Annotated in this window: 13 protein-coding genes; 7 read left to right on the top strand and 6 right to left on the bottom strand. The window is 44.4% G+C overall.

What is annotated here, in order from left to right:
• Positions 1-2: 2 nt before the first annotated feature.
• The 4 genes from ACZ5R2_RS23380 to ACZ5R2_RS23365 form a co-directional block, all read right to left on the bottom strand.
• Complete coding sequence (locus ACZ5R2_RS23380; RefSeq protein ID WP_464900600.1) at positions 3-935, bottom strand: EAL domain-containing protein; 933 nt, start codon at positions 933-935, stop codon at positions 3-5.
• 160 nt (positions 936-1095) lie between these two features.
• The gene (locus tag ACZ5R2_RS23375; protein WP_464900599.1) at positions 1096-1545 is read right to left on the bottom strand and encodes a hypothetical protein; all 450 of its coding nucleotides are present in this window, start codon (positions 1543-1545) and stop codon (positions 1096-1098) included.
• Positions 1532-2317, bottom strand: a complete 786-nt coding sequence (locus ACZ5R2_RS23370; RefSeq protein ID WP_464900598.1) for an OmpA family protein — start codon at positions 2315-2317, stop codon at positions 1532-1534. Before ACZ5R2_RS23370 ends, ACZ5R2_RS23375 begins: the two co-directional genes overlap by 14 nt.
• Positions 2318-2437: 120 nt before the next feature.
• On the bottom strand, positions 2438-6886 hold the full coding sequence (locus ACZ5R2_RS23365; protein WP_464900597.1) for a conjugal transfer protein TraG N-terminal domain-containing protein: 4449 nt from the start codon (positions 6884-6886) through the stop codon (positions 2438-2440).
• Between the two features lie 308 nt (positions 6887-7194).
• On the opposite strand from ACZ5R2_RS23365, the gene ACZ5R2_RS23360 reads away from it, so the two are divergent.
• Entirely contained in the window at positions 7195-8910 is a 1716-nt protein-coding gene (locus ACZ5R2_RS23360) for a hypothetical protein (RefSeq protein WP_464900596.1), read from the top strand.
• Positions 8911-8998: 88 nt separating this feature from the next.
• Here ACZ5R2_RS23360 and ACZ5R2_RS23355 read toward each other — a convergent pair whose 3' ends face one another.
• Complete coding sequence (locus ACZ5R2_RS23355) at positions 8999-10600, bottom strand: conjugal transfer protein TraH (RefSeq protein WP_464900595.1); 1602 nt, start codon at positions 10598-10600, stop codon at positions 8999-9001.
• A gap of 11 nt (positions 10601-10611) precedes the next feature.
• Positions 10612-11682, bottom strand: a complete 1071-nt coding sequence (traF, locus tag ACZ5R2_RS23350) for a conjugal transfer protein TraF (protein WP_464900594.1) — start codon at positions 11680-11682, stop codon at positions 10612-10614.
• A 435-nt stretch (positions 11683-12117) separates the two neighbouring features.
• Between traF and ACZ5R2_RS23345 the strand changes: the two genes are divergently transcribed.
• Genes ACZ5R2_RS23345 through ACZ5R2_RS23320 form a run of 6 tightly spaced genes read left to right on the top strand, consistent with a single transcriptional unit; the run spans position 12118 to position 20486 of the window.
• Positions 12118-12906, top strand: coding sequence for a hypothetical protein (locus ACZ5R2_RS23345; protein WP_464900593.1), 789 nt, complete (start codon positions 12118-12120; stop codon positions 12904-12906).
• Positions 12907-12933: 27 nt separating this feature from the next.
• Positions 12934-13878, top strand: coding sequence for a hypothetical protein (locus ACZ5R2_RS23340; RefSeq protein ID WP_464900592.1), 945 nt, complete (start codon positions 12934-12936; stop codon positions 13876-13878).
• Positions 13879-13899: 21 nt separating this feature from the next.
• Positions 13900-14496 (top strand): hypothetical protein, encoded by a 597-nt coding sequence (locus tag ACZ5R2_RS23335; RefSeq protein ID WP_464919485.1) that lies wholly within the window; start codon positions 13900-13902, stop codon positions 14494-14496.
• Positions 14497-14499: 3 nt separating this feature from the next.
• Entirely contained in the window at positions 14500-17898 is a 3399-nt protein-coding gene (locus ACZ5R2_RS23330; RefSeq protein WP_464900590.1) for a TraI domain-containing protein, read from the top strand.
• Between the two features lie 6 nt (positions 17899-17904).
• Positions 17905-19827 (top strand): conjugative transfer system coupling protein TraD, encoded by a 1923-nt coding sequence (gene traD, locus ACZ5R2_RS23325; protein ID WP_464900589.1) that lies wholly within the window; start codon positions 17905-17907, stop codon positions 19825-19827.
• Between the two features lie 2 nt (positions 19828-19829).
• Complete coding sequence (locus ACZ5R2_RS23320) at positions 19830-20486, top strand: IncC plasmid conjugative DNA transfer DtrJ family protein (RefSeq protein ID WP_464900588.1); 657 nt, start codon at positions 19830-19832, stop codon at positions 20484-20486.
• The last annotated feature ends 118 nt before the right edge of the window (positions 20487-20604 follow it).

The raw sequence follows: 20604 nt of genomic DNA, 5'->3' as shown, positions 1-20604 counted from the left end.
TGCTAAACTCCCATCATCTGCGCTTCGAAATTACGTAGTGGCGTTGGACGGCCAAACAAATAACCCTGACCAATCGAAACGCTATTCTTGGTTAAGAAATCCATTTGCTCCTGATTTTCTATACCTTCCACTACGAGTTGAACACCTGCCATCGCATTAACCCAATCGACCATTGATAGGAGCATTTTAGTCGCAACCAACTTCTTCTCCGGATCATCTGCATAGAAAGCACTATTGATCAAAGAACGGTCGATTTTTATCTCATTTGGACAGAGGTAGGTCAAATAGCCAAGGATTGTGGTACCAGAGCCGAAGTCGTCGAGGCTAATAGTCATACCCAGGTTCTGGAGTTTTACGATATTCTTGTGGGCAGGTGAGTTGTTCTTGATAATGCCGGTCTCAGTAATCTCTAAGCGAAGTCTCGACAAATCAAATTTCCATTCGTCCTGGATACGCGCTATGAAGTCATAGAACAGCTCGCCACTTAATGACTCCGCATGAACATTAACGGAGACAGAGAGCTTATTAGCATTGTCGATTGTCCAGCGCTCTAAAATCTCACACGCTTGCGTGAGCATATAGAAATCAAGTTCAACACCCAAACCAAAGTGACTAATCGCCCCCAAAAACTGGTACGGCTGCAATAGTCCCAACCGGCTATGCTCCCAACGACATAGGAGCTCGACACCTATAGGTGCCTGACCCTTTAGATCATAAATTGCCTGCGAGAATGGAACGAACTCTCGATCGCTCATACCGCGCAGCAGTTCGTCACGCGTCAAATACTGGTCACTTAGGTTGGGTATTACTATCCTGTCCGTCAAGTTACATTGGGCAGTCCTCGTATGGCGAGCCCCGCCGGCGACACTAAAGCTAAAACCAGTGAAAGACTCGCAGTTTCGCTCGAGGAGCGTTTGAACAGATTCAGAAGACATTGCTGTCTCTATTGTGACCGTCACTACTTTCTCTGAAGAGCTGATCACAGATACAATATTTGTCGCCAAAGAGTCTAAATAGCTTATTACCTTATCGAACAAATCCTCGCGAGAGTCTGTCGAAGGCAAAATGCATGTAATGAGGACGACATCGACACCGCTAGCCAATATAGGCTTGCACGATAGCGCGCTGCTTTGCATTTAAATCACCTAATCCAATATTTACATCAGCAAAACGCAAGGTCGAATAATAGCGTTTTGATTTTTTCCCGCTTTCTTTACTCAGTTCTGGTTCGCCTGAGACTTTTAGAATCGTATGGCGAGTAGGAAACAGTGTTTCGTTGAAAAAACGCCAACCATACTGAAGCTCAAATGAGCCATTGCCGAACTTCTTTAACCGCAAACACCGGTTGAGGGGTAACAGGAGCACCGGTACCACAAATATCAAAAGTCCAGACCAGAAAATTGGGTAGTCATTAGCAAGTGCACGGTTAACACCCGACATTGATATGATCAAAGCTACCCACAAGATAAGACTATTTTTAACGCAATATTTATGAATGCATAGTGTATCACTACCAGCCTTATTAACTACGTTAACGTCGCTCATAATTCAACTCTGCTATGCGAAACTCTTGACCAATGCCACTATTCTTGGATCCAGACCAACTTACGTGAATTCGATCACGTGGAACGCCCTGAGCTACTAGAAGATCTACGACTGACTGAGCTCGTCGTCGGCTCAAGTCACGATTGTATCGATCCGCCCCAGTGGCGTCTGCCCGGCCTAAAATCACCAACCTTTGTGTCGGAAAGGCGTCCAGAAACTCCTTTACTCTTCGAACGGTAGTAACCTGAGAAGCCTTTACGTCACTTGAATCAAAGTCGAAGAAAACTTGATCATCACCCGGCATGCCGTCCGACCGACCATCAGACAAAATACTATTAAATTTCTTACGATCATAACTGTCCCTGTGAGAGAAGTTTTGATCGTGAAATTCGTTTACGAACATCGGTGATGTGCAGGTAACGTACTCCCCATCACAATGAGTATAATGCTCACCAAGGGCGACAAAGAGCCAGTCATCATAAGGCCGACTTCGTAGCATAAAGCCGTCATCGTGGTGAGGCTCGAGATGCACTAGCATTGAGCCCTCAACCATCACAAAGCTTGGTGTGAAGTAGATTTTGTCTAGATTACGATAACGTGTAAAAAGGTTTTCGTAACCTGTTAAATTTCTGGGTGGCGCGTAGGCCGTGACTCTATTAATTTGCTCTAAAGCTTCAGCAGAATACCCAATACTGCGGCCAGTCTCATTACAAGCCATTGGGTCATTAGGGTCAGCTGCACAAGCAGTTAGCAAAATTGATGTGAGAGCCATTAGCGCCTGGTGTTTGTTTGGTCGCATAATGTTCATAATTAGTAAAGTTTCGAATTCATAATAACAATACGGCTTGAGAAAAACCACATCCCTCTCAAGCCTTATTAGCGAAAAGTGAAATTAATAGAGCGGATTTACTTTGTGGACTTTAGTGTCAACATTTACGCCTGAATAGGTCTTTATAAATTGCTGCTCAGACGCAGGCAATGCATCTAAGGCATTTGAAGAGCCTTTTTCATAAACATCGGCTATATACTGGTCAGTGAGCTCATTTGATTTCAACGCTTGATCTACCATACGGTCTTTCATATCGTACGTTACAGGTGAACTAAGCCCACCTCCAACGACGGTAGCTTGAGTCCCATTTGAAGATCGTGAGTAAAGCACTTGTGTGTTTCTGTCAGGGTCATTATAGACCATAACATCTCTACCATCCGGGCCTGAAGCATCAACACTCTCAAACATCTCCATGTCTCTTCTGTACTGTTGCACTGTTCTAGCTTGGTCTTCTGACAGCATACTCAAGTCATCAGAACTGCCTCTAATATAGTCATTAACTTGACCTTCAGCTTGAGGTGACAAGTCCCACTTTTCACGTTCTGTACCAAACCCTGCAACTATCGTTGGCATTTCCGAGAAGCTATTCGTTATACCATCTAGTGCTTTGAAGAACTCTCCATCATGTGAGTAAGCCATAAAAGCTTTATCGCGCTCTGACTGCAACCTATCTCTAATCTCATATTTTGAGTCATCTGACAAATCACCATTTGCTGCAAATTCCGACTGTATTTGTGATAGTAGTTTAGTATCACCACCCTGAGTTGAGCCCATTAGCAAAGACGCCAACTGCTTAGATTGCTGGTTCTGCTCCAGTGCATCCGATGCATTTAGGGCTTCATGACCCAAACGTTCAAGTTCATCAAACCGCTCTTGACCTAGCGATTCAATTAGCGAATTCTTATGTTCGTCGTTACCGTTAACAATGTAGTCGTGAGCATTCGCTGCTACTTCCTGTCTAATAGCTCGATCAGATGAAATACCCTCATCATTAGCTATTCCAGTGAGCTCACCATTGATAAAATCATTGAAATCTGAGACTTTAGTAATTGCTTCCAATGCCTCTCCTACCGCTTGTTTGCCCATAAGTTCGACTTGATCCCTGTTACTATGTGAGTGATCTAGCCAATCGCCGATCATCGAATTAGCGGCACCGAAAGGAAGTGCCTTATCAATGTCAGTGCGGATTGCCTTACCACCATCGCGCACCCCATCCTCAATCCTTTCCGCAAGCGCAGCCATATAGGCCTCTTTATCTTCATATCTACCCTTAGGATCATTTCCTTCCGGATCTTGCATCGCTTCACGAAGTTTGGATGTTAAAGTAGATAACTGATCAGCTTTCGGAACATCGCTTAACAACTTATCAACTTCAGCTCTCTGAGCATCCATTCTTTCCCGAGAAACAACACCCTGAGCCATATTCTCCTCGGCTTTTTTCGCAACAGACTGATCGCCAAACGCTACATCATTCTGTGCGCGAAGCCTCATTCGCTCAAACTCATTCTGTGGGTCGTCCCCTATCTCTTCGATAGAACGAGGTTTGTATGCAGAATCTACATCTTCATACGTTAACTGGTTTAGGGCATTTCCAAATGACGCCAATTCTGACTGTTGACCACCATTCTCAAGCGATTTCTCACCCGCACTCTTAAAGAACGCTGAAGCACCTTGTAGTCCGGCAGTACCATTTTCACCATAAAGTCCTGCATTGTTAGCTTGCTTTGTCATTCCGTTAAACGTATCCATCAGTAATTGACCACGGTCACTACGCATTTTTTGATGATCCAGAGGACTTACTGTCCCAACCACAGGCTCTCTTAGAAGGCTATCTAGGTCATCTTCAGTCAGTTGCTTACCTGTTAAAGCAGAAATCGTTTCTGCTTTCGATGATTGTTTCAAAGAGGTAGTGCCATCGGCAGGATTATCTACCGACTTAAATATCCCTGCTTGCTCCAACTCAGCAACCTGAGATTCACTCAGCGTATCATGCAATTTCTGCAATTGCTCACTCGACATGTTTGCCACATCGATGCCTCCATCTCCGAAAACCTCACTACGCTGATCTTCAGATAGAATTGAGCCTACATAAGCATTCGCTCGATTATCAAAGTTACTTTGATCGAGTATCTTCGCTGAATCATAGCCATTCATTGATGCGGCGCGTACTGAACTGTCAATTTGATTAGAGAACGACACACCTTGTTGGCCAGCATTTTGAATTTTCTGTTGGCGCGAGAGAGCCTCTTGGTGCGTTTCGACGGCTTGCTTATGCTCTTGAATTGCTTCAGATTTTGAAACTTGGTCTGTATAAGAATCCTGATCTGTCACTCCAGTAGATACAGACTTAAGTGCCGATACAGTGTTCTGGATACTATTAGAGGTACTTTCACTAATTCCTTCCATTTCTTTCCAAGAAGAGCTTTCCGAATCAGCGTTTCGATATTCTACTTTTCCACCAGCACCAACTTTTACATCTGCTGAGATCGGGCCTTTATCACCAGCTATCTTCCCTACATGTTGTAATATAGAGCCAAAACCACCCATCCCCAACGTAGCAGCTGCTGCTGACAGTTTACCGACGTCACCTGAAATATTTACTGAACCATCAGCACCAAAGGATAAATTTTTACCAAAGTTCTTTACGAACTCGTCTGCTGTAGCCTTGTCCATTTTCATTGCACTTGCAAAAGCGTAGGCGTTGGCATCATTCTCTGTGTATCCTAACGACCTCATCTGGTTAATAACGTGACCTGACGACTGACCTTGGACCTCTTGATACGCATGAGTCTCTGCCCGGGAGACATTTTCAGCCGCTGAAGTAACGCGCTGCTGTGCCGCTACGTCTGCAATAGACTGACTAGTCGACATATCAGCTTTCATGGTGCCAAAGTTAGCATTAGCATCAGCAACCTGGTTAGTACTTGATAGTACGACCCCGCCACCACTACCTGTAAGAGTGGCTGTGTTCAAGCCTTTTGTATGCACGCCGTTTTGACCAGATGCTGAAACATTACCTCCCATATGAGCCTGACTTGCGCCCGCAGACCCTGCAGCACCAGCCATTCCCATTAGAGTGTGTACACCGGCAAAGAGAATGAACATGGCCAATGTCGGAACCATGGCTTGTGCCGTCCCTGCAAATGCAATGAATGACTCCAAATCTGTCCAAGCAGAAGTCTGAGAGGAGACTGAGACTAAATTGTAGCCTGTTTCGCTATTCGCTAATCGAGCAAGGAATCGGTTAAAGTAGACAGATAAGTAGACATCGACAGCTACCTGACACACGGGCATAAGCACTACCCAAACCAAAGCAGTGAAATACTTCGCCGCCATGGACAACCCTTTCACACCGAGCAGCAAAATCACAAAGATTATAAAAGGGCTTACCAGATAAACAAAACCCTCCATAAACGTTACCATTGGTAACATCATTTCCTTGAATCCAGCGCTCTTAGATGCCTCGATGTTTCTACGAGATGTGACTTGATCCAACTGAGCAGAGCACATTTGCATCTCTTCTACTGAAGGAAGAACCGATTGAGAACAGTTACCTTTGATGAGCGTTTCTACAAAAGCATTTTCTTGTAATTGTCCTAACCTCGCGCTACCTGCAACACCCATATCACCCATGTCATGCATAAATTCAAGTACCTTCTCCTTTCGGTCAGCAAGAGTTGAGTCTGAATCTCTCTCGGCTAACGTTGATGCAAGCTGAGTCTCGGCAATTTCTTCTGCGCGTTCTCGAAGTACTGTTTGGATAGCAGCATGAGCTGAATCACAAGAATAATTTCCAACCGCACCGTTTAGCGTCAATTGAATTGACCATGGGGTATGGACTGCGTAAGTGCTCCAAGCATCAAGTGCGTTAGATCCTCGGCCAAGCTCCATTTTTGGCTGGCCATTGATTGCAGCTAACCTGTTGTAACGAAGTACGCAGTCAGCAAAATAGGCACCAATTGCAACATGCAAATTACTTGATGTAGCTCCAGGGTCATCTGAAGTAGGAAGATCACCATTTCTCAGGAACGAATCGTCCTCCCTCGCTTGACGCATTTTTAGGAGAGCGTTAAGGGGGTCAAGACCATACTCTGTGATCAACAGCTTTTGCGATTCAGCGTTACCGAACCCAAAATTTGTTGCTACTACATTATCTCTAAATATATTAGCTAGTTCTTGCCCCATCAAAGACACATAGGATGCAGGTGCAAGGATGCCTATTGGCACTTGACCAGCTATTACACGAGGAGCTTCACCATGTTTTTCAAGTATTGGCGTTGCTGTGGGACTGAAGAATGCCAAATACACGAAAAGGGATACCCAAAAGTTGGTCAACAAACCACTTTTTTGATCCATTATGTATTTGAGAATACAGGCCAATGCATTAAGAAGTAGTGCAATTTTAAAGGCTGTAAATATCGAGCTTGATTGTTTGTTGAAGACATGTCCCAAGCCTGTCAATATGGCTTCAAGAAAAGCCATGTCGCCGCTAATGTAGATATGTAAATCCATTCGTAATCCTGCAACTTGTTCCCGCTTGATTTTTCTCCGCCTTTGCAACCACCGTCACATCTCGTCGGCTCAGAAAGAACTTATCCGTTAAAATCAATTAGTTATATCTAAAAATGAGCATACTAGAGCTAAAGGGTAGCCCATTATAATAGTGCGCCAAAACAGTGTTTTTCAGCGACTTGTTGGAATTCTTCGTTAGTCTATCAGAATTGACTAAAGATTACACTCTGATCATAACTCTCTAAAAAGTTGAAAAGTTATAATGTGTGATAACCTAGTTTTAAAACTGATACTGATAGGGTTTAAGTGTGAAAACAAGAAAAAATAGAATCGCCATTATGCTAAGCAGTGCCCTGCTTTCGTCTTTATGTTTACCTATTGCGACCTCTGTTGCTGCTGCGGTTGAAAAACCTACTGCGATTGTTCGAACACAGGCCCATAGTGTGACTTACATGGCCGGGGAGCGTGAGAGTCTTACTTCAGCACGAATTGGTGCCATGGAGAAATTCAAGCGTGAAATCGTTGACCTGTTGCCTACTTACGTTTCTTCAGTAAAAAAGCTGTCCGGCTCTGAGTATACACAAGAAATTCAATTTCTTGTTGGATCACTTATTGAAATCCATAGTGAAGAATACAAAATCGACACCGAGTCAGGATCTATGAAGGTGCAGTTGACCGCAAAATACCAATTTGATGAAAAAGAGATTGAGCGTAACATTGACAACCTGAAGCAAGATCAGCAGACCAAGAACAAGATATCTGATTTGCTTGCCGAGACTAGAGAGGTTGAAGGTCGGATTGCACATATTCGGCACTTGTACAAGCGTAGCAATTCCGAGGATTTAGCGTCGACTCTAGATAGCCAAATAGAGACCCTAACCGCAATCCAGCACTCCAAACAATTGTCTCTTACTATTATAGACTCAACTGACATCAGAAAACAGGTAGAGTCAGCGAGAAAGAATAAGGTCATAGAAGAACGTGAAGCTGCTATACAAAGTAGACTAGAAGCGGAAGCAAAACATAGACAACGGGTTATTGCGTCTCTATCACAACTCAGTCACCAAGAGTTGGTTGTTAGGGAGGCAGCAGCGGTCTATGCTCTTGCTCACTATGAGTATCTACAACAAGAAATAATGGCTCCAAGAACATTAAAGCTAGTAGAAACAACTAAGACTGGTGCTTCGTTTCAAATCGTTCGTATCGATGGTAAGCCACCATTGACGCAGTGGCAGCACTCTGGAGACAAAGGCCTTGCAAGAGCTTTTGACAACTACCCATATGCAGATTTCACTGATAACCTCTGTTCATATGTGGTTCTTGATCATGTGAACAACACTATTTCGAAATACCGATATGACTTTAAAGGTGCTCGTGAGCTTCTTCCAGTTGATGACTACGAGGTAACCAATCGTCACGATGGTAGGTCTTCTAGTCTGAAAGGTACGATATTGCAAAAGAGTCAGCCTTGGTACGCGCACAGCGCGATGTACACGCCGCCATATTCTGATTTTGAGAGACGAGTACATCCTCGGTATAGCTTAACTGCTGCAATGCCATTTCTTATCTATCACGTAGATGGGGAGCGCCGCGTTCACCATGTTGATTATACCCAAGGTGGAAAATATGAATTCCCTGCTTATGACTATAGAGTAACTATCGGCAACAAAGAAATAACTCAGCCGTTCTTCTTCCATCGCCCAAAAGGGTACTGGAGTAAGTCGGACAGAAGAATAGATCTAGGCTTGGAAGACTGGTGGAAAGAGTTTATTAAGACTAAAGGAACGAGCTATCTACGACAGAAAAACGATCTTGTTTTCTGGACAACCAAAGACCACAATAACCCTGGAGAAGAGTATGCAAACAACCGTAATGCCATGCAACGGCACATGCTTGACCCTGAGACACCACCCTACATTCACTGTAACGATGAAATTATCACTGCTCCGAAAGAAATATTTCTTACTAATGAGCAGTTAGAAAAAACGGACCAAATTAAGATCGATATCGTAAGAAGAAATTAGTTCATTACATAGTAGAATTTGGCTAGTCATCTTCAGGCATATATCATAGAAAATGACTAGCCACTAATCAGGCTAGTAACAACTCCTTTTACTCATTGCTCTTGCTTTCAATATTATTCCGACGCTGAGTTTGAAACCGTGCTCGAGTACGGTTCTCGAGTGACTTAAGTACCGCTTCATACTGAACTATCATACCTGTTGGGATTCTTGGGTTAGTATAGAGTGACTGAATCGCGATCGATGTATTAAAGAAACTACCATCTTCAATAGCTTGAACCACTTGCTTCAAACGCTCGTAGGCAACATTGAAGGCTGCACCGCAGCTAAAATCTTGACCATGAATTGAGTTTATATATTCGCCCTTTTCATTTAGTTTATACAAATCAAAAGAGTATTTCTGACCCATTATCGATACTAAATAACTTTGTGTTGGTGTCAAAGGCTCCGTGCTCAGACTCAACATCTTATAAAATAGACTATTGCTATAGGCTGTATTGATACCATTTAACTCACACACCTTATTCACATCTGGAAGGTTAGTATCCTCCGTTAAACTCCCCTCACCAAAAAAGTCTTGATATATCTGTGAGACGACAGCTCTTACTGAACCACTAGTAGAGACAGGGTTACTGACATCGAACTTACAATAGTGTCTTTCTGCTCCACCTGTGCCGTCTAACTCCGTGCTTATTATGGTATTACACTTTGGTAAGTCAAATTTGTCTAACCGCTTCCCATCTTTATCTGTTTCACCATGGATGAGTGAGAACATATCCCACTCCATCTTATCAGCTACAGAAACTAAACCACAGAATACACCCTCTTCCTGCTCGTTCTCCATATCAGCGCAAGATTTGCCTTGACTTAACAAGCGCCACATCGTTGCTTTAGCTACGGAGTTATTGGATGGACTATCGATATCGTATGTTCCATTCTCTACAAGCCAAGGCAAAAGATACATTGGAGCATAAGTGTTATATGCGATCACGAACCCAACATCAGACTGAGAATGCATAAAGTTAGCATCTTCTTTAGCTAGGTCGTCTTTAGCGTCAGCTCCTTTCTTTTTCTTCAGTAGCTCTAACCAACTCCCGTATTGAGGCACTTCTCCATCGGCACCAACGAGTAACGGGTTATTAGTAAGTTTATCAGAAACCTTATTCATCGCCGAATTAGAATTCCATTTTTTTGCGTTTTCAGGATCGTACCAAGACTCCATGACTTCTAGGGCCTGGGAACAACTCGTCTTCGCCATTTTGTTTATCGCATCGACTGTATTTTGAATCGACGTCATTATGCTGTTACACGAAGCACAGACCGAATTTAGAGCAAGCTTAAAAGCGTAGACCGTGGCAGCAGATGCTATATTCCTACCTGCTTGGATTAGCTCATCACGACCAGCAAATGACAACGAACCCGCAAAAAAATCTATACCACCACAAGAAACTGACGCACTTGGAGCCCTAAAGCTGATTGCCTGAATAGGCCGCTGTTTGAAACGCAGAGAAGCTGCACCTCCTGCAAAAACATGACGTCCTGTATTGCTCGTATATGTCGACCCACTAGAGTGAGTGAAACTTCCATAAATACCATCCGTTATTTGTCTCAGCGTAAGGGCCGCCTCTGCTGGAGTTATTGATACAATTCCAATTGAAAGGCCAACTACCATCGCTAGTTTTTTTATTCGCACTTGTACATCCCCTAAAAGTCAGAAAGTTCTTGTTTTCTACCATTGGAGGGAGTAGGTAGACGGTCAGAAATAATTGAGTCTTCAGCATTAAGATAACGCTCATTGAAGACATTACGAAGTTTGTCAGCGAGGTAGTCTGGATTATCGTATAGCTCTTGCTCATTAACAACCAAGTCGCTTCCATCTGTTGGTATTAAGTAGACATCACGAACCGCCTGGGTAAGCTGAAATTCCTGCTCAGTAATTACACCAGTTTCATGCATAGCTAGAAATGATGTCAGCAGCAAATCTTCTGAGGTTATATACCCTTTTGATATTACGCCTGCCTCATATGTTTCTTTATTGAAGAGATAAAACGTAGGTGTTACCTCTACCGGCATCATACTTGTGAGCGTACCATCGTCATAGATAGTAATCTCTTCTAAATCTGGAGCATTAGGTAATGGAAAACCATCAAGCGAAACCGGCAATATATCTAGTTTGTATAGTTTAGAAAGACGACGAATGTGATCGACCATTGCGATACAGTACTCACAACGACTTTCGAAGAAGAAGAAGATACCAACTTTACTGTACGTTGCCTCGAGTAACTTTCTTCGATTTTCCATAAGCTGAGCTTTATGTACCTGCAACTCCTGGTTATTATCAGGCCTGCGTAACTTCTCATTCAATGCTAACTCATTACGATAAACACGCTCAAAAGTCTTAGCAAACAGTGACGCTCTGTCTACAGCGATACGTTGCGCATAGTGATACCTCCGAACATTCTCATAGGTAGGTTCATCTTGTGCTGCGTCGAGCAGCAAGGGGAGATTTTCACGCAGCCATGCAGACGTGATTTTTACTTCTACTGGCGCCACTTCTTCCTGTTCATCTACAGGTTTCTGTGGCACAAAAACTTGCGGCTCCGGCTCTTCACTTTCTTCAATCTCAACCACAACTGGATCGCGGTAAAAATACCAACCATCCGGTTCGTAGGTCTGATTAAATCCGTAGCCACTATTGGCTAGCGAAACGCTAGGCATGGTACCTAACAAAAGTGCAATTCCAGGAACCAGCGAACGCATGAGTGTGCGCAACATCGGCTAGTCCTTTAGTTTTGAATATGAGGTTTCATGCTTATTTTAACACCAATTTTAAGCTGATCATAGGTTCAGTTATTTAAAAAAGTGATGACCAGAAATGGTTAAAGAACGAGCAAATAAAGGGTGGTTCTGTGATATATGTTTGACATAATAGATGACAAACAAGAATAGTTACCATTATGTAAAACATTTATTTGTTTCCCATAAAGGGACAACAATCTTTTGTTTGCCCTTAGAACCCATATATAAATTTATTCATCCAAAATCCTTTTAACCAACTCCTGCTCAATAATTAGATTTTGAACCGTTGCCACTGCCCCGCTTCTTTGCTAGTCTGATCTCGAAACCACAAAAACCAAGCTTTTTGCCATTGACGGCGATAATAGGCTTCGCGCCGTTGAGCGCACACCAAAGTAGACATTAGGGAATGAGATGGCTCGTAGTAAGCAGATGCCTGAGCAAGTGGTGGTCCTAACTGATCCAATTGATTTTTATAAGTCATTTCAGGATTACCAGTCAGAGACCAGTAACTTTGAGCGCAGTTTGATTGATCAAATACAGTTGGAATGCAAAAGCTATTGGACAGAACTTCTGGCTGAGTGCGAACGCAAAAAGTCTTCTGTGGTTACTGCAAAAGATCAACAGCAAAGACTGCTAAGATCTATGTTTATTTACTTCAATCCAAAATTCCAAAAATGCACCAGAAACGGCAAAACAAATTATTACGTTTACTGGGCTAAAGGCACTTATGGATTCTACAAAAAAGATCGAAACATTAAGCGAATGACCGAGCAGGTTTCGCCAAAAAATAAAGCTACTACAATGACCGTTGCCACATACGAGTTCAGTCAGTTTGATCTCCCACCAGAAGCAGAGTGGCAGAGAGAATATATTGAGAAGTATGAGCAACGTTTTTTTGTACTTAGACAAATCTTAAAGTTCGTCCAACTCAACGGATCTACATTGGCTGCGGCCAGTGCCGCCTTTGACACAACAGAGTCTGATATTGATCTTATGTCTGGCCTAGATACGTTAAATGAGCCCAGCAGTAAGCATCAGCAGCTTTCTGAAATTGCTTCGATCCTTACGGATAATAACAATGATCCAGATAAGCTCACTCCCGATCAAGTTAAGCTGCTCTTTAGCGTCGATGATGACGAACTTGAAGCAAACGGCATTAAGCCATTTGTTAAAAAAGTCTACACCGGTATTTCTTACTAACCTATCCAACCAAAACACGGAGTAATCATGTCAGTAACTGAAGTAGAAACTGAGGCTGTAGTTACACAATCTGTTGATGAGATAACAAGCCAAACTAGTGACAATAGTGAATCCCCTATCGTAAGTGAAGTTGATCTCAAATCAGATAACGCTGATGTTGAGGCCGACCAATCTGCCGATAACGATACTGCTCAAGCTGCCGATAGCGATACTATTCAACCCCCTGAGCAAACAACGGTACAAACACCAACCAGATCAAACAATAGAAACCCGCGTCGTAACAACCAACAACGAAACACTGGCTATGTGCCAGAGCATGTAACGCTACGTCGTAAATTGGCTCAGCAATCAACAATGAACAGCAGTGGTCAAATGGGTCCGTACGTTAAATACGATCTCCCGATAAAATCGGAAAGTATGCGCCTTCTACTAGCCAACTCTCTACAAGAGTGGATGGAAGCTGTGGCCGATACAGTTCCTATGTTCAACTATATCCAGCGTCACGAACCAAGCGCCAAACTACTTAACGACTTTTTGATCGAATTGAAGACCTCGTCTACCAACGAAGTGACTGAGCAGTCAGAGGCATTGGACATCTTTATTGAGTCACACCCTGATTGCCAAGAGCGCTTACAACTGATCGAGATACCTGAGAATGGTGAAGTCGCAGAGCTTGTTTTTCAGCAACCCCACTTTTGGTCAATCATCGACCTGATCAAGAAGTACGATAATGAGCTTTGCCGCGTTGAGTGCTTGAGAATGATCGGGATTATTGATGAGGAATTAGAGCAATACCGTAAGTCGATGATCAACAAGACGCGTGCAACGGTCCAAGCGTTCACCGGTATCACTCGTTTGCGTAACAATAGACGTCAGCGTACTGCCAATACTCCACCACTCGATCCGCAGCGTTTTGAGCGTTTGAAGCAGCGATACTATCGTGAAATGAATATAGCTCAAGAGACAGCCTAGATATGGTGATGTGAGTTAGCGATGAGTCGACACAAGGTCAGTGTAAAAAAAGTCAGGATACGTAGTCATTATTTGACGCGCTACATGGACCGGCATCTTAGCCGGATGAGTGGTGCCGATAATAAAGTCGCGGTCTTGACTGATCTTGTTGAACACCATCGCTATTCACAACGACTAATCGGAAACGCGACTCAGTCTATCAAAGAAATTGTTCGGAACAACATCGCCTGGGCCAACGCCGAGCTTGAGTATCTGGAGGGCGCGCTTGTTCGATTTCCCGGGCAAATCTGCATTCCAAAGGTAAAGCCACGCTCCATCAGGTACCAGTCCAAGGTCTTTCATATGTACCTTGTTCTCATTGCTGAATTTGATGAACTGTTCGTAAAAATCGAGTCGCTTCAGATGCTGACTTGCAGCAACAGCGAACTGCTCGCTTTGCGTGAAGACATACACCAGTGCTTCAAGCTTTTTATGGATATGCTTTATCAGTTTGAGCACAGCATCAAGGTCAAAGATGAACGAGCATTCATGGCAACATCAAAAGTAGAGCAACGTATTGAATCGATTGAAAGCTCCCTAGTAACGATCCCAAGATCACGCCCACTCACCGCGAGATAGAAAATGACAGTTAGCAGTACTCCGGATACTAAAGTGCCGGTTTTTAACGCACCTAGCACTGAGGTGGACAGTTATACTCACGAGACATCACTAGAGCGGAGTGGTATTACACCTCGATCATGTTTCGATGTTATGGACCAACCTGAGATGCTCGAGTATCTCTATCGCTTAAGAGCCATCGTTGGCGTTCCTGAGTCAAAAGAAGTAGACAAGATAAACAACGACTTCTTGATCGAAAATGCCAAAGAAGGTACTGAGCAAAAGCGACTCACACACGCTCAGTTTATCGATTTTGCCAATGGAAAAACTATCGCATCACCTCGATCGAGCTTTTGGTCAAAACTGTTTGGGCTATTCCGAAAGCAAGGAGTCGAAGAACATGATGATGTGTCTGAATTTACCAGGTTAGTGCTTGCTGATGAGTGGCCAGTTAAATCACTTCCATTACCGCCGCTCGACAAGACGCTTAGTAAATCAGAAAGAGATAAGTACTACAATTTCGACACTCTTTATCGACAACCAATACTTCGGTTTATCGATTTTGTTGGAGCGCTCCCTGCTTCCGAGAGTAACCACCACAATTGGCCGGAGGGGCTCCTCAAGCACTCATTAGAGGTGGCCGAGGTAGCACTAAAAACTGCAAAGACACAAACTCTTCCTACCGAAACTTGGAATGATATCGAAGCTGCCAGAAAAGTAAGATGGCAATATGCTACGTTTGTTATTGGACTTATGCACGACATCGGTAAATCGATGACCGACATGTCTATCTATTGCCAGTCTGATAACGGTACTCTCACTACATGGAACCCTACCCTATCTAGCCTCCACCAGCACATTAATGATAATCGCGTGGGTAAATACTTTGTGGAGATGAACTCCAAGGCTAAATACGTTGGGAACGGCTCGCGCTATGGAAGGCATGAAGGCGTTGCAGCAATGATGCTAAACAAGATCCTCACGCCCGAAGCCATTCACTTTTTAAGTTCGTCCCCTGACACTGGTTTTGGCCTGGTCGAAGAGATAAACAAGATCCTATCGGGAGGCAAAGGAGCTGCTTACCTTAAAACAGCACTTGCTGAGGGTGAGAACACAAGTGTGCATATCTCTTTCAAGAAGGTTAGGAGCGGTTACCACCATAAAGATCGTAATGCCAGTATCGCTGAACTCGTTGTTAATCAACTCTTTGAACTGCGACGTGACCCAAAGATGGCTGGCCACACATTCATTCTTGGTGGAGATGTCTTTATTCGCTTCCCAGAGGCCATACAAATGGCTCAGAGCGCGATTACCAGACGATCGCCGACAATGTATCACCTGAGTAACTTACACCCTGTGCAGGTCTTAGAGGAGCTTGCAGCCGCACGCTTTATCAAGATGCCAGGTAACAACATTCTGACCATGTCACTTCAGTTGACTAAGGGCAAATACAAAGCGTCAGACAATGAAATTGTAATGGAGCGGATTGGAGGCTCTTTCAAAGTCGCCATGCTCGAGCATCCTTCTTTGATGTTTGGTCGCCACCAACCTCAAACACACAACACTGGTGTACTGCGCCTCGATAACCTAAACGCTATTGAGTTCCTGAACGAATACGATGTTCGCGAGCTAGTGATCAATAAAACGGAGCCACCGAAAGATGAGGCGGAGAAAGACGCTGTCGGCAAAGAGCTTGGACTCTCTGAGAGGCTAAATGTTGTTGATCGTACAGTCGAGGAGTCAGATGGTGCCGATGGTCACCAACGGCCAGACTTTGGTGCATCGGATATCACCATATCAGTTAACGAGAACAATCAGATCAAATCGGTAGAGAGACAGGAGCGCGTTGAACCCAATCAAGATCAAGGTAGCTCCCCCACGATAAAGCAAACAATCTCTAGTGATAAACAAACTGGCCAAAGAGCCGAACGGCGCAAACCATCTCAAGCTAAACCGGTAAATAATCAGTCACCACCTCAAATGAGTGAAGATGACCTATTCAATCTCGCGGGTGTGCCTGGTGTTACTGCCGATGAAGAAAAAGGCTCACCAGAAGGTCTTGTTGACCAGGTGTACACTCCGGTGGCAGCAGAATTTGGCGCTGAAGCGATATCCAAAGCGAATGTGCTTCGTGTTTGGGCCACTTTAGCCAGTATCAATAAAGTCAAACTCAAGAAAAAGAAGATCCCGAACTCAGTAGTTAAAGACGACAAAGTCATCAGCCTCTGCAAGCAAGAGCGAATTGAGCCTGACTCTCTTATCAGTGGTGGCCACATATCTAAGAAGAACGATGCTTTCATCGTTATCACTGATGAGTTCGCTAGCTTAATAGAGTCAAACATCACTGAGGCCGCCCCGGCAGCTGTAGGCGCACCTGCCGACCATGGCAGTCAAAAACGGGAAACTCGCCAGCAGGAACCGATAGTTACCCAACAGGATGCACCTTGCAAAGACAGCACCGAAACACTGAATTCCGAGGAAAATACACCGCCACTAAGCTCAGAAGTGTCGCTACCTGAACACTATACCGAAGACTCTGATAGCGAATACTACGACTATCTTGCTCAAACCGGCAATTTTGATACCTGCAGTCAAGGAGGACCAAGCACTGAGTCTGCAGCCGGGTCTGATGATAACCAAGAGCCTGTGATGGATAACACAGTAGCTGAACTTTCGCTGCGTGATCGGATCATTGAGCACATTGATAATACGACTCAATCAATGGCAACCGTGCGCAAGAAACTTGATGCCGGCGAACAAGTACCAAAGATCGCCGTCAATCAATGGCTCAATCAGTTCCCTGAGCAGATAACGCTTCAAACGTTGCATGATCAAGGTCTGATCGTAAGAGAGAAAGACAAATTTGTAGTGCTTGATCTGCCATTTGGTGATAATAATGTTCAAACAGCGGACCGAGCAAATGTAACCTCTTCGGAAGCTGAACCACCAGCTAGCAGTAATGCTAGTTTGGAGGAAGAAAAACGACGAAACAGTGTTTCGTCAGAATTAGTTGAAAATGAACCTGCGAAGAAGCAACCCAAGACAAGCAATAGTATTGTTGAGGCTCCACTAGGTAGTCCGGTGCGTGATCTCATCGATGCGCTGGATATGATGCAGTTCAAGGCAGAGTACGTTGATTCACAGAACAAGCTAGTTTCTCCATATGCCGCTTGCTTCAAACTTTTGGCAAATGAGTTGAGCACTACATTAGTTAAGGCATCACCTACTGATAAAGGTCACCTGGTCAAGAAAACGCATTTCACTAGGGCGGTATGGTCAAAGTATAAGTCCATGGAAGACGACTTAGCATCAATTAACAACGGTGTTAAGCCTAAGCGCGCTGAAATAGAGTATTTGAGCAATGCGCTTTGGCTCCTCTACGCAGATTCATTCAAAGACAAAGTTATTACAATTCAAAGGTAGAGATTAATGCGTGACTTTAACGATACTCGCGACCTTTTCAGGCCCGAGTTCGAACTCAATATCGGTTCCGGTTACTTAGCCGCCACTATTGCATCCGCTGTGACTGGTGGTGTGACGCTTGGTACCGCTCCATTTGTCGTTTCGGCGATCACTGCAGGTATGTCTCTGCACTGGTACCGAAAGTCTATTGACCGGATAAAACTCAAATCGAGGCTGATCAATAATTACTTCCTGTTTCAGACCCTGAGCGAGCTAAGGAAGAATAACCTTGAGCACCAAGACAAAGTCTATATCGGTAAGGGCTTCGAGTGGGGGGCCGAACACGCCGCACTGTATCATCGCCTTGCGTCAATGAGTACTGACATGTCTGAGGTCAACCTCCCGTCTATCTTCCGTAAATCGGGAGAAAAGGATACACGTATCCTGGGTGGCAAAGCCTATATTCATGGTTTGGGTGACGAAATTGATCAGTATGTCGATATAAACACGTTCTATGGCCACTCTGTCATCTTCGGTCTGCCGGGTACCGGCAAAACCACTCTGCTAAACATGCTTTCAACCGGTACGCTCAATCGCGGCTCGTTTAATGTCATCGTCGATCCGAAACCAGATGCAGACTGGATTAAGCGTATGAGAGAAGAGTGCGCGATTATGGGTGTGCCTTTCTATTATTTCTCAGTAGCCAACTCATCAGAGTCTATTTGCATCGATGTGCTCAAAGACTACGAGGACCTCACTGATATACCAACTCGGATACTCGACACCACCGCGGCCAGTGCCGCCGATGACAACGACTCTTTCCGTCAGTTTACTTGGAAATGTATCAACCAAATAGTTCAAGCACTCGAATACTGTGGTATCGAGATACAGTTAACATCAATCAGTAGTTACATGCGCCACAACTACATGAAACTCGCGCAACTGTCGCTGGAACGCTTCTACCTGGACTTCTATGAAGGTAAACCTGATCGCGTTGATGCCGCCAAGCGCAAGATGAAGAGCGAGAACTTTCCTGATGAGCCCGCGGGCGGCCTTAACGGTATGATTGAATTCTATCTCAATGAAGACAAGATACCTGAGCACCGGCGCAAAAAGGCGGTTGATAACATCATCGGATACGTACAGCACCCGAAAGAGCACCGTGACAAAATGTTGGCTTCAACCGACCCGCTATTTGACCAGCTTACTGCCCCGCCGCTCGATAAGCTGTTGTCACCTCGCTTAGAGGACGTCATGGGCGACGGAACCGAAGGCGGCATTTTGAACCTCTCTGAAATGTTGGAATCTGGTGGGTGCCTGTACATCGCATTGAACTCGATGGGTAACAGCAAGATGGCCGGTAACCTATCTAAGTTGCTCATTTCAGCAATATCATCAGCAGCCTCTAAACGCTACTCACGCGATGAGGGTGTGGGCCGTCGTGTGGCTCTATTTACGGACGAGGCCCACGCAGCACTAAATGAGAAGCTAATCAACATGTTAGCAGTAGGACGCGGCGCTTCGTTTGAGGTTTTTTTAAGCACCCAAACTGTGCCAGATCTTGTTGCAAAAACCGATCAAGCTACTGCAGACCGGGTCCTTGGTCTAGCAAGTAACTTGTTTGCACTTCGTGTAACCGATCCCCAGACCAAAGAGTTTGTGGCATCTAACTTTGGCATGATCGATGTCGACTCCCTCTCCTACGCCAAAGGCGATAGAGCTGGTGGTTCAAGTCAGCTCTTTGGAGACGCGGCCACCACCTACACCGAAACGATTAGCAAAGAGCAAAAAGAGATGTTCCCGTCAACCGCCCAAGGCGATATGCCGAACCTACAGTGTATAGCGCGGATGCAGAACGGTAAAAAATACAAGTTACGCATCCCTATATTGACCAACACTCCACCCAAGAAGAAATTTTTCCGAATACCAAGCTTTGTGGGAGGTAATTAACCATGGTTATTTCTCCCGAGAGCGAAAGCAAAGAATATACACTCAAACATCGAGCTCAAGTTACGCTGCTACTGATTGTATTTGGCTACGTTCTTCTTGTTGCTGACTACCCAACCTACGCGCAGAAGGTGTATGCGGAGATCCAGGATAATGTCAGCCTTATTGGTGACGAGAACGCACATGGCGTCATCAATCGTGCCAAGCATATCTACGCCTTGCTCGAACGAATGCTGCCGCCTATCGACGGTGATAGCCTCAAGGGTGCTCAGGGCAACAGTTTTAATGTAGGCGGTGATAGCCTAGATTGGCTCAGAGTTTCACCATACGACCTATGGCACAAATTCCTGCTGTTGATGTACCAGATATTCTTCCGCTTCTCGCTTCTTCTATGGTGGGGCGGTGCACTATTGCCGTTAACCATCGCGCTTATTTTTCAGGGTTACAACGAACGGAAGATAAAGATGTACGAGTTCCAAGTATCGAGTGCTGTTAAGCAAAATATCTGGATTAGGATGAGTGCGTTCTTTTCTTTTATGCTCAGCCTATACTTGATTTTGCCGTATGCCGCGGGTTTTGGGGTTCTATATCCCCCGGTCGCGATGGTGATGTCGGCTATTATTGCCAAGAATATCATTACTCACATTACGAAAACTCTTTGATACTGAGCCGTTTTTTCCAACAAAGAGATAAATTTAATACTATATTTTCCAACAAGGTGTGTTTATAATGAGCTTGATCGGTTTTTGGGTCGAGCTCATTAATCCACCATAGTTAACT

The organism is Vibrio sabulosilitoris, from assembly GCF_055391395.1.
This window is presented reverse-complemented; position numbering and strand designations above follow the sequence as displayed.

Coding starts and splice junctions, on each gene's coding strand:
- ACZ5R2_RS23380 (WP_464900600.1), bottom strand. CDS start 935: ATGTCTTCTGAATCTGTTCAAACGCTCCTCGAGCGAAACTGCGAGTCT.
- ACZ5R2_RS23375 (WP_464900599.1), bottom strand. CDS start 1,545: ATGAGCGACGTTAACGTAGTTAATAAGGCTGGTAGTGATACACTATGC.
- ACZ5R2_RS23370 (WP_464900598.1), bottom strand. CDS start 2,317: ATGGCTCTCACATCAATTTTGCTAACTGCTTGTGCAGCTGACCCTAAT.
- ACZ5R2_RS23365 (WP_464900597.1), bottom strand. CDS start 6,886: ATGGATTTACATATCTACATTAGCGGCGACATGGCTTTTCTTGAAGCC.
- traF (WP_464900594.1), bottom strand. CDS start 11,682: ATGTTGCGCACACTCATGCGTTCGCTGGTTCCTGGAATTGCACTTTTG.
- ACZ5R2_RS23345 (WP_464900593.1), top strand. CDS start 12,118: ATGGCTCGTAGTAAGCAGATGCCTGAGCAAGTGGTGGTCCTAACTGAT.
- ACZ5R2_RS23340 (WP_464900592.1), top strand. CDS start 12,934: ATGTCAGTAACTGAAGTAGAAACTGAGGCTGTAGTTACACAATCTGTT.
- ACZ5R2_RS23335 (WP_464919485.1), top strand. CDS start 13,900: ATGAGTCGACACAAGGTCAGTGTAAAAAAAGTCAGGATACGTAGTCAT.
- ACZ5R2_RS23330 (WP_464900590.1), top strand. CDS start 14,500: ATGACAGTTAGCAGTACTCCGGATACTAAAGTGCCGGTTTTTAACGCA.
- traD (WP_464900589.1), top strand. CDS start 17,905: ATGCGTGACTTTAACGATACTCGCGACCTTTTCAGGCCCGAGTTCGAA.
- ACZ5R2_RS23320 (WP_464900588.1), top strand. CDS start 19,830: ATGGTTATTTCTCCCGAGAGCGAAAGCAAAGAATATACACTCAAACAT.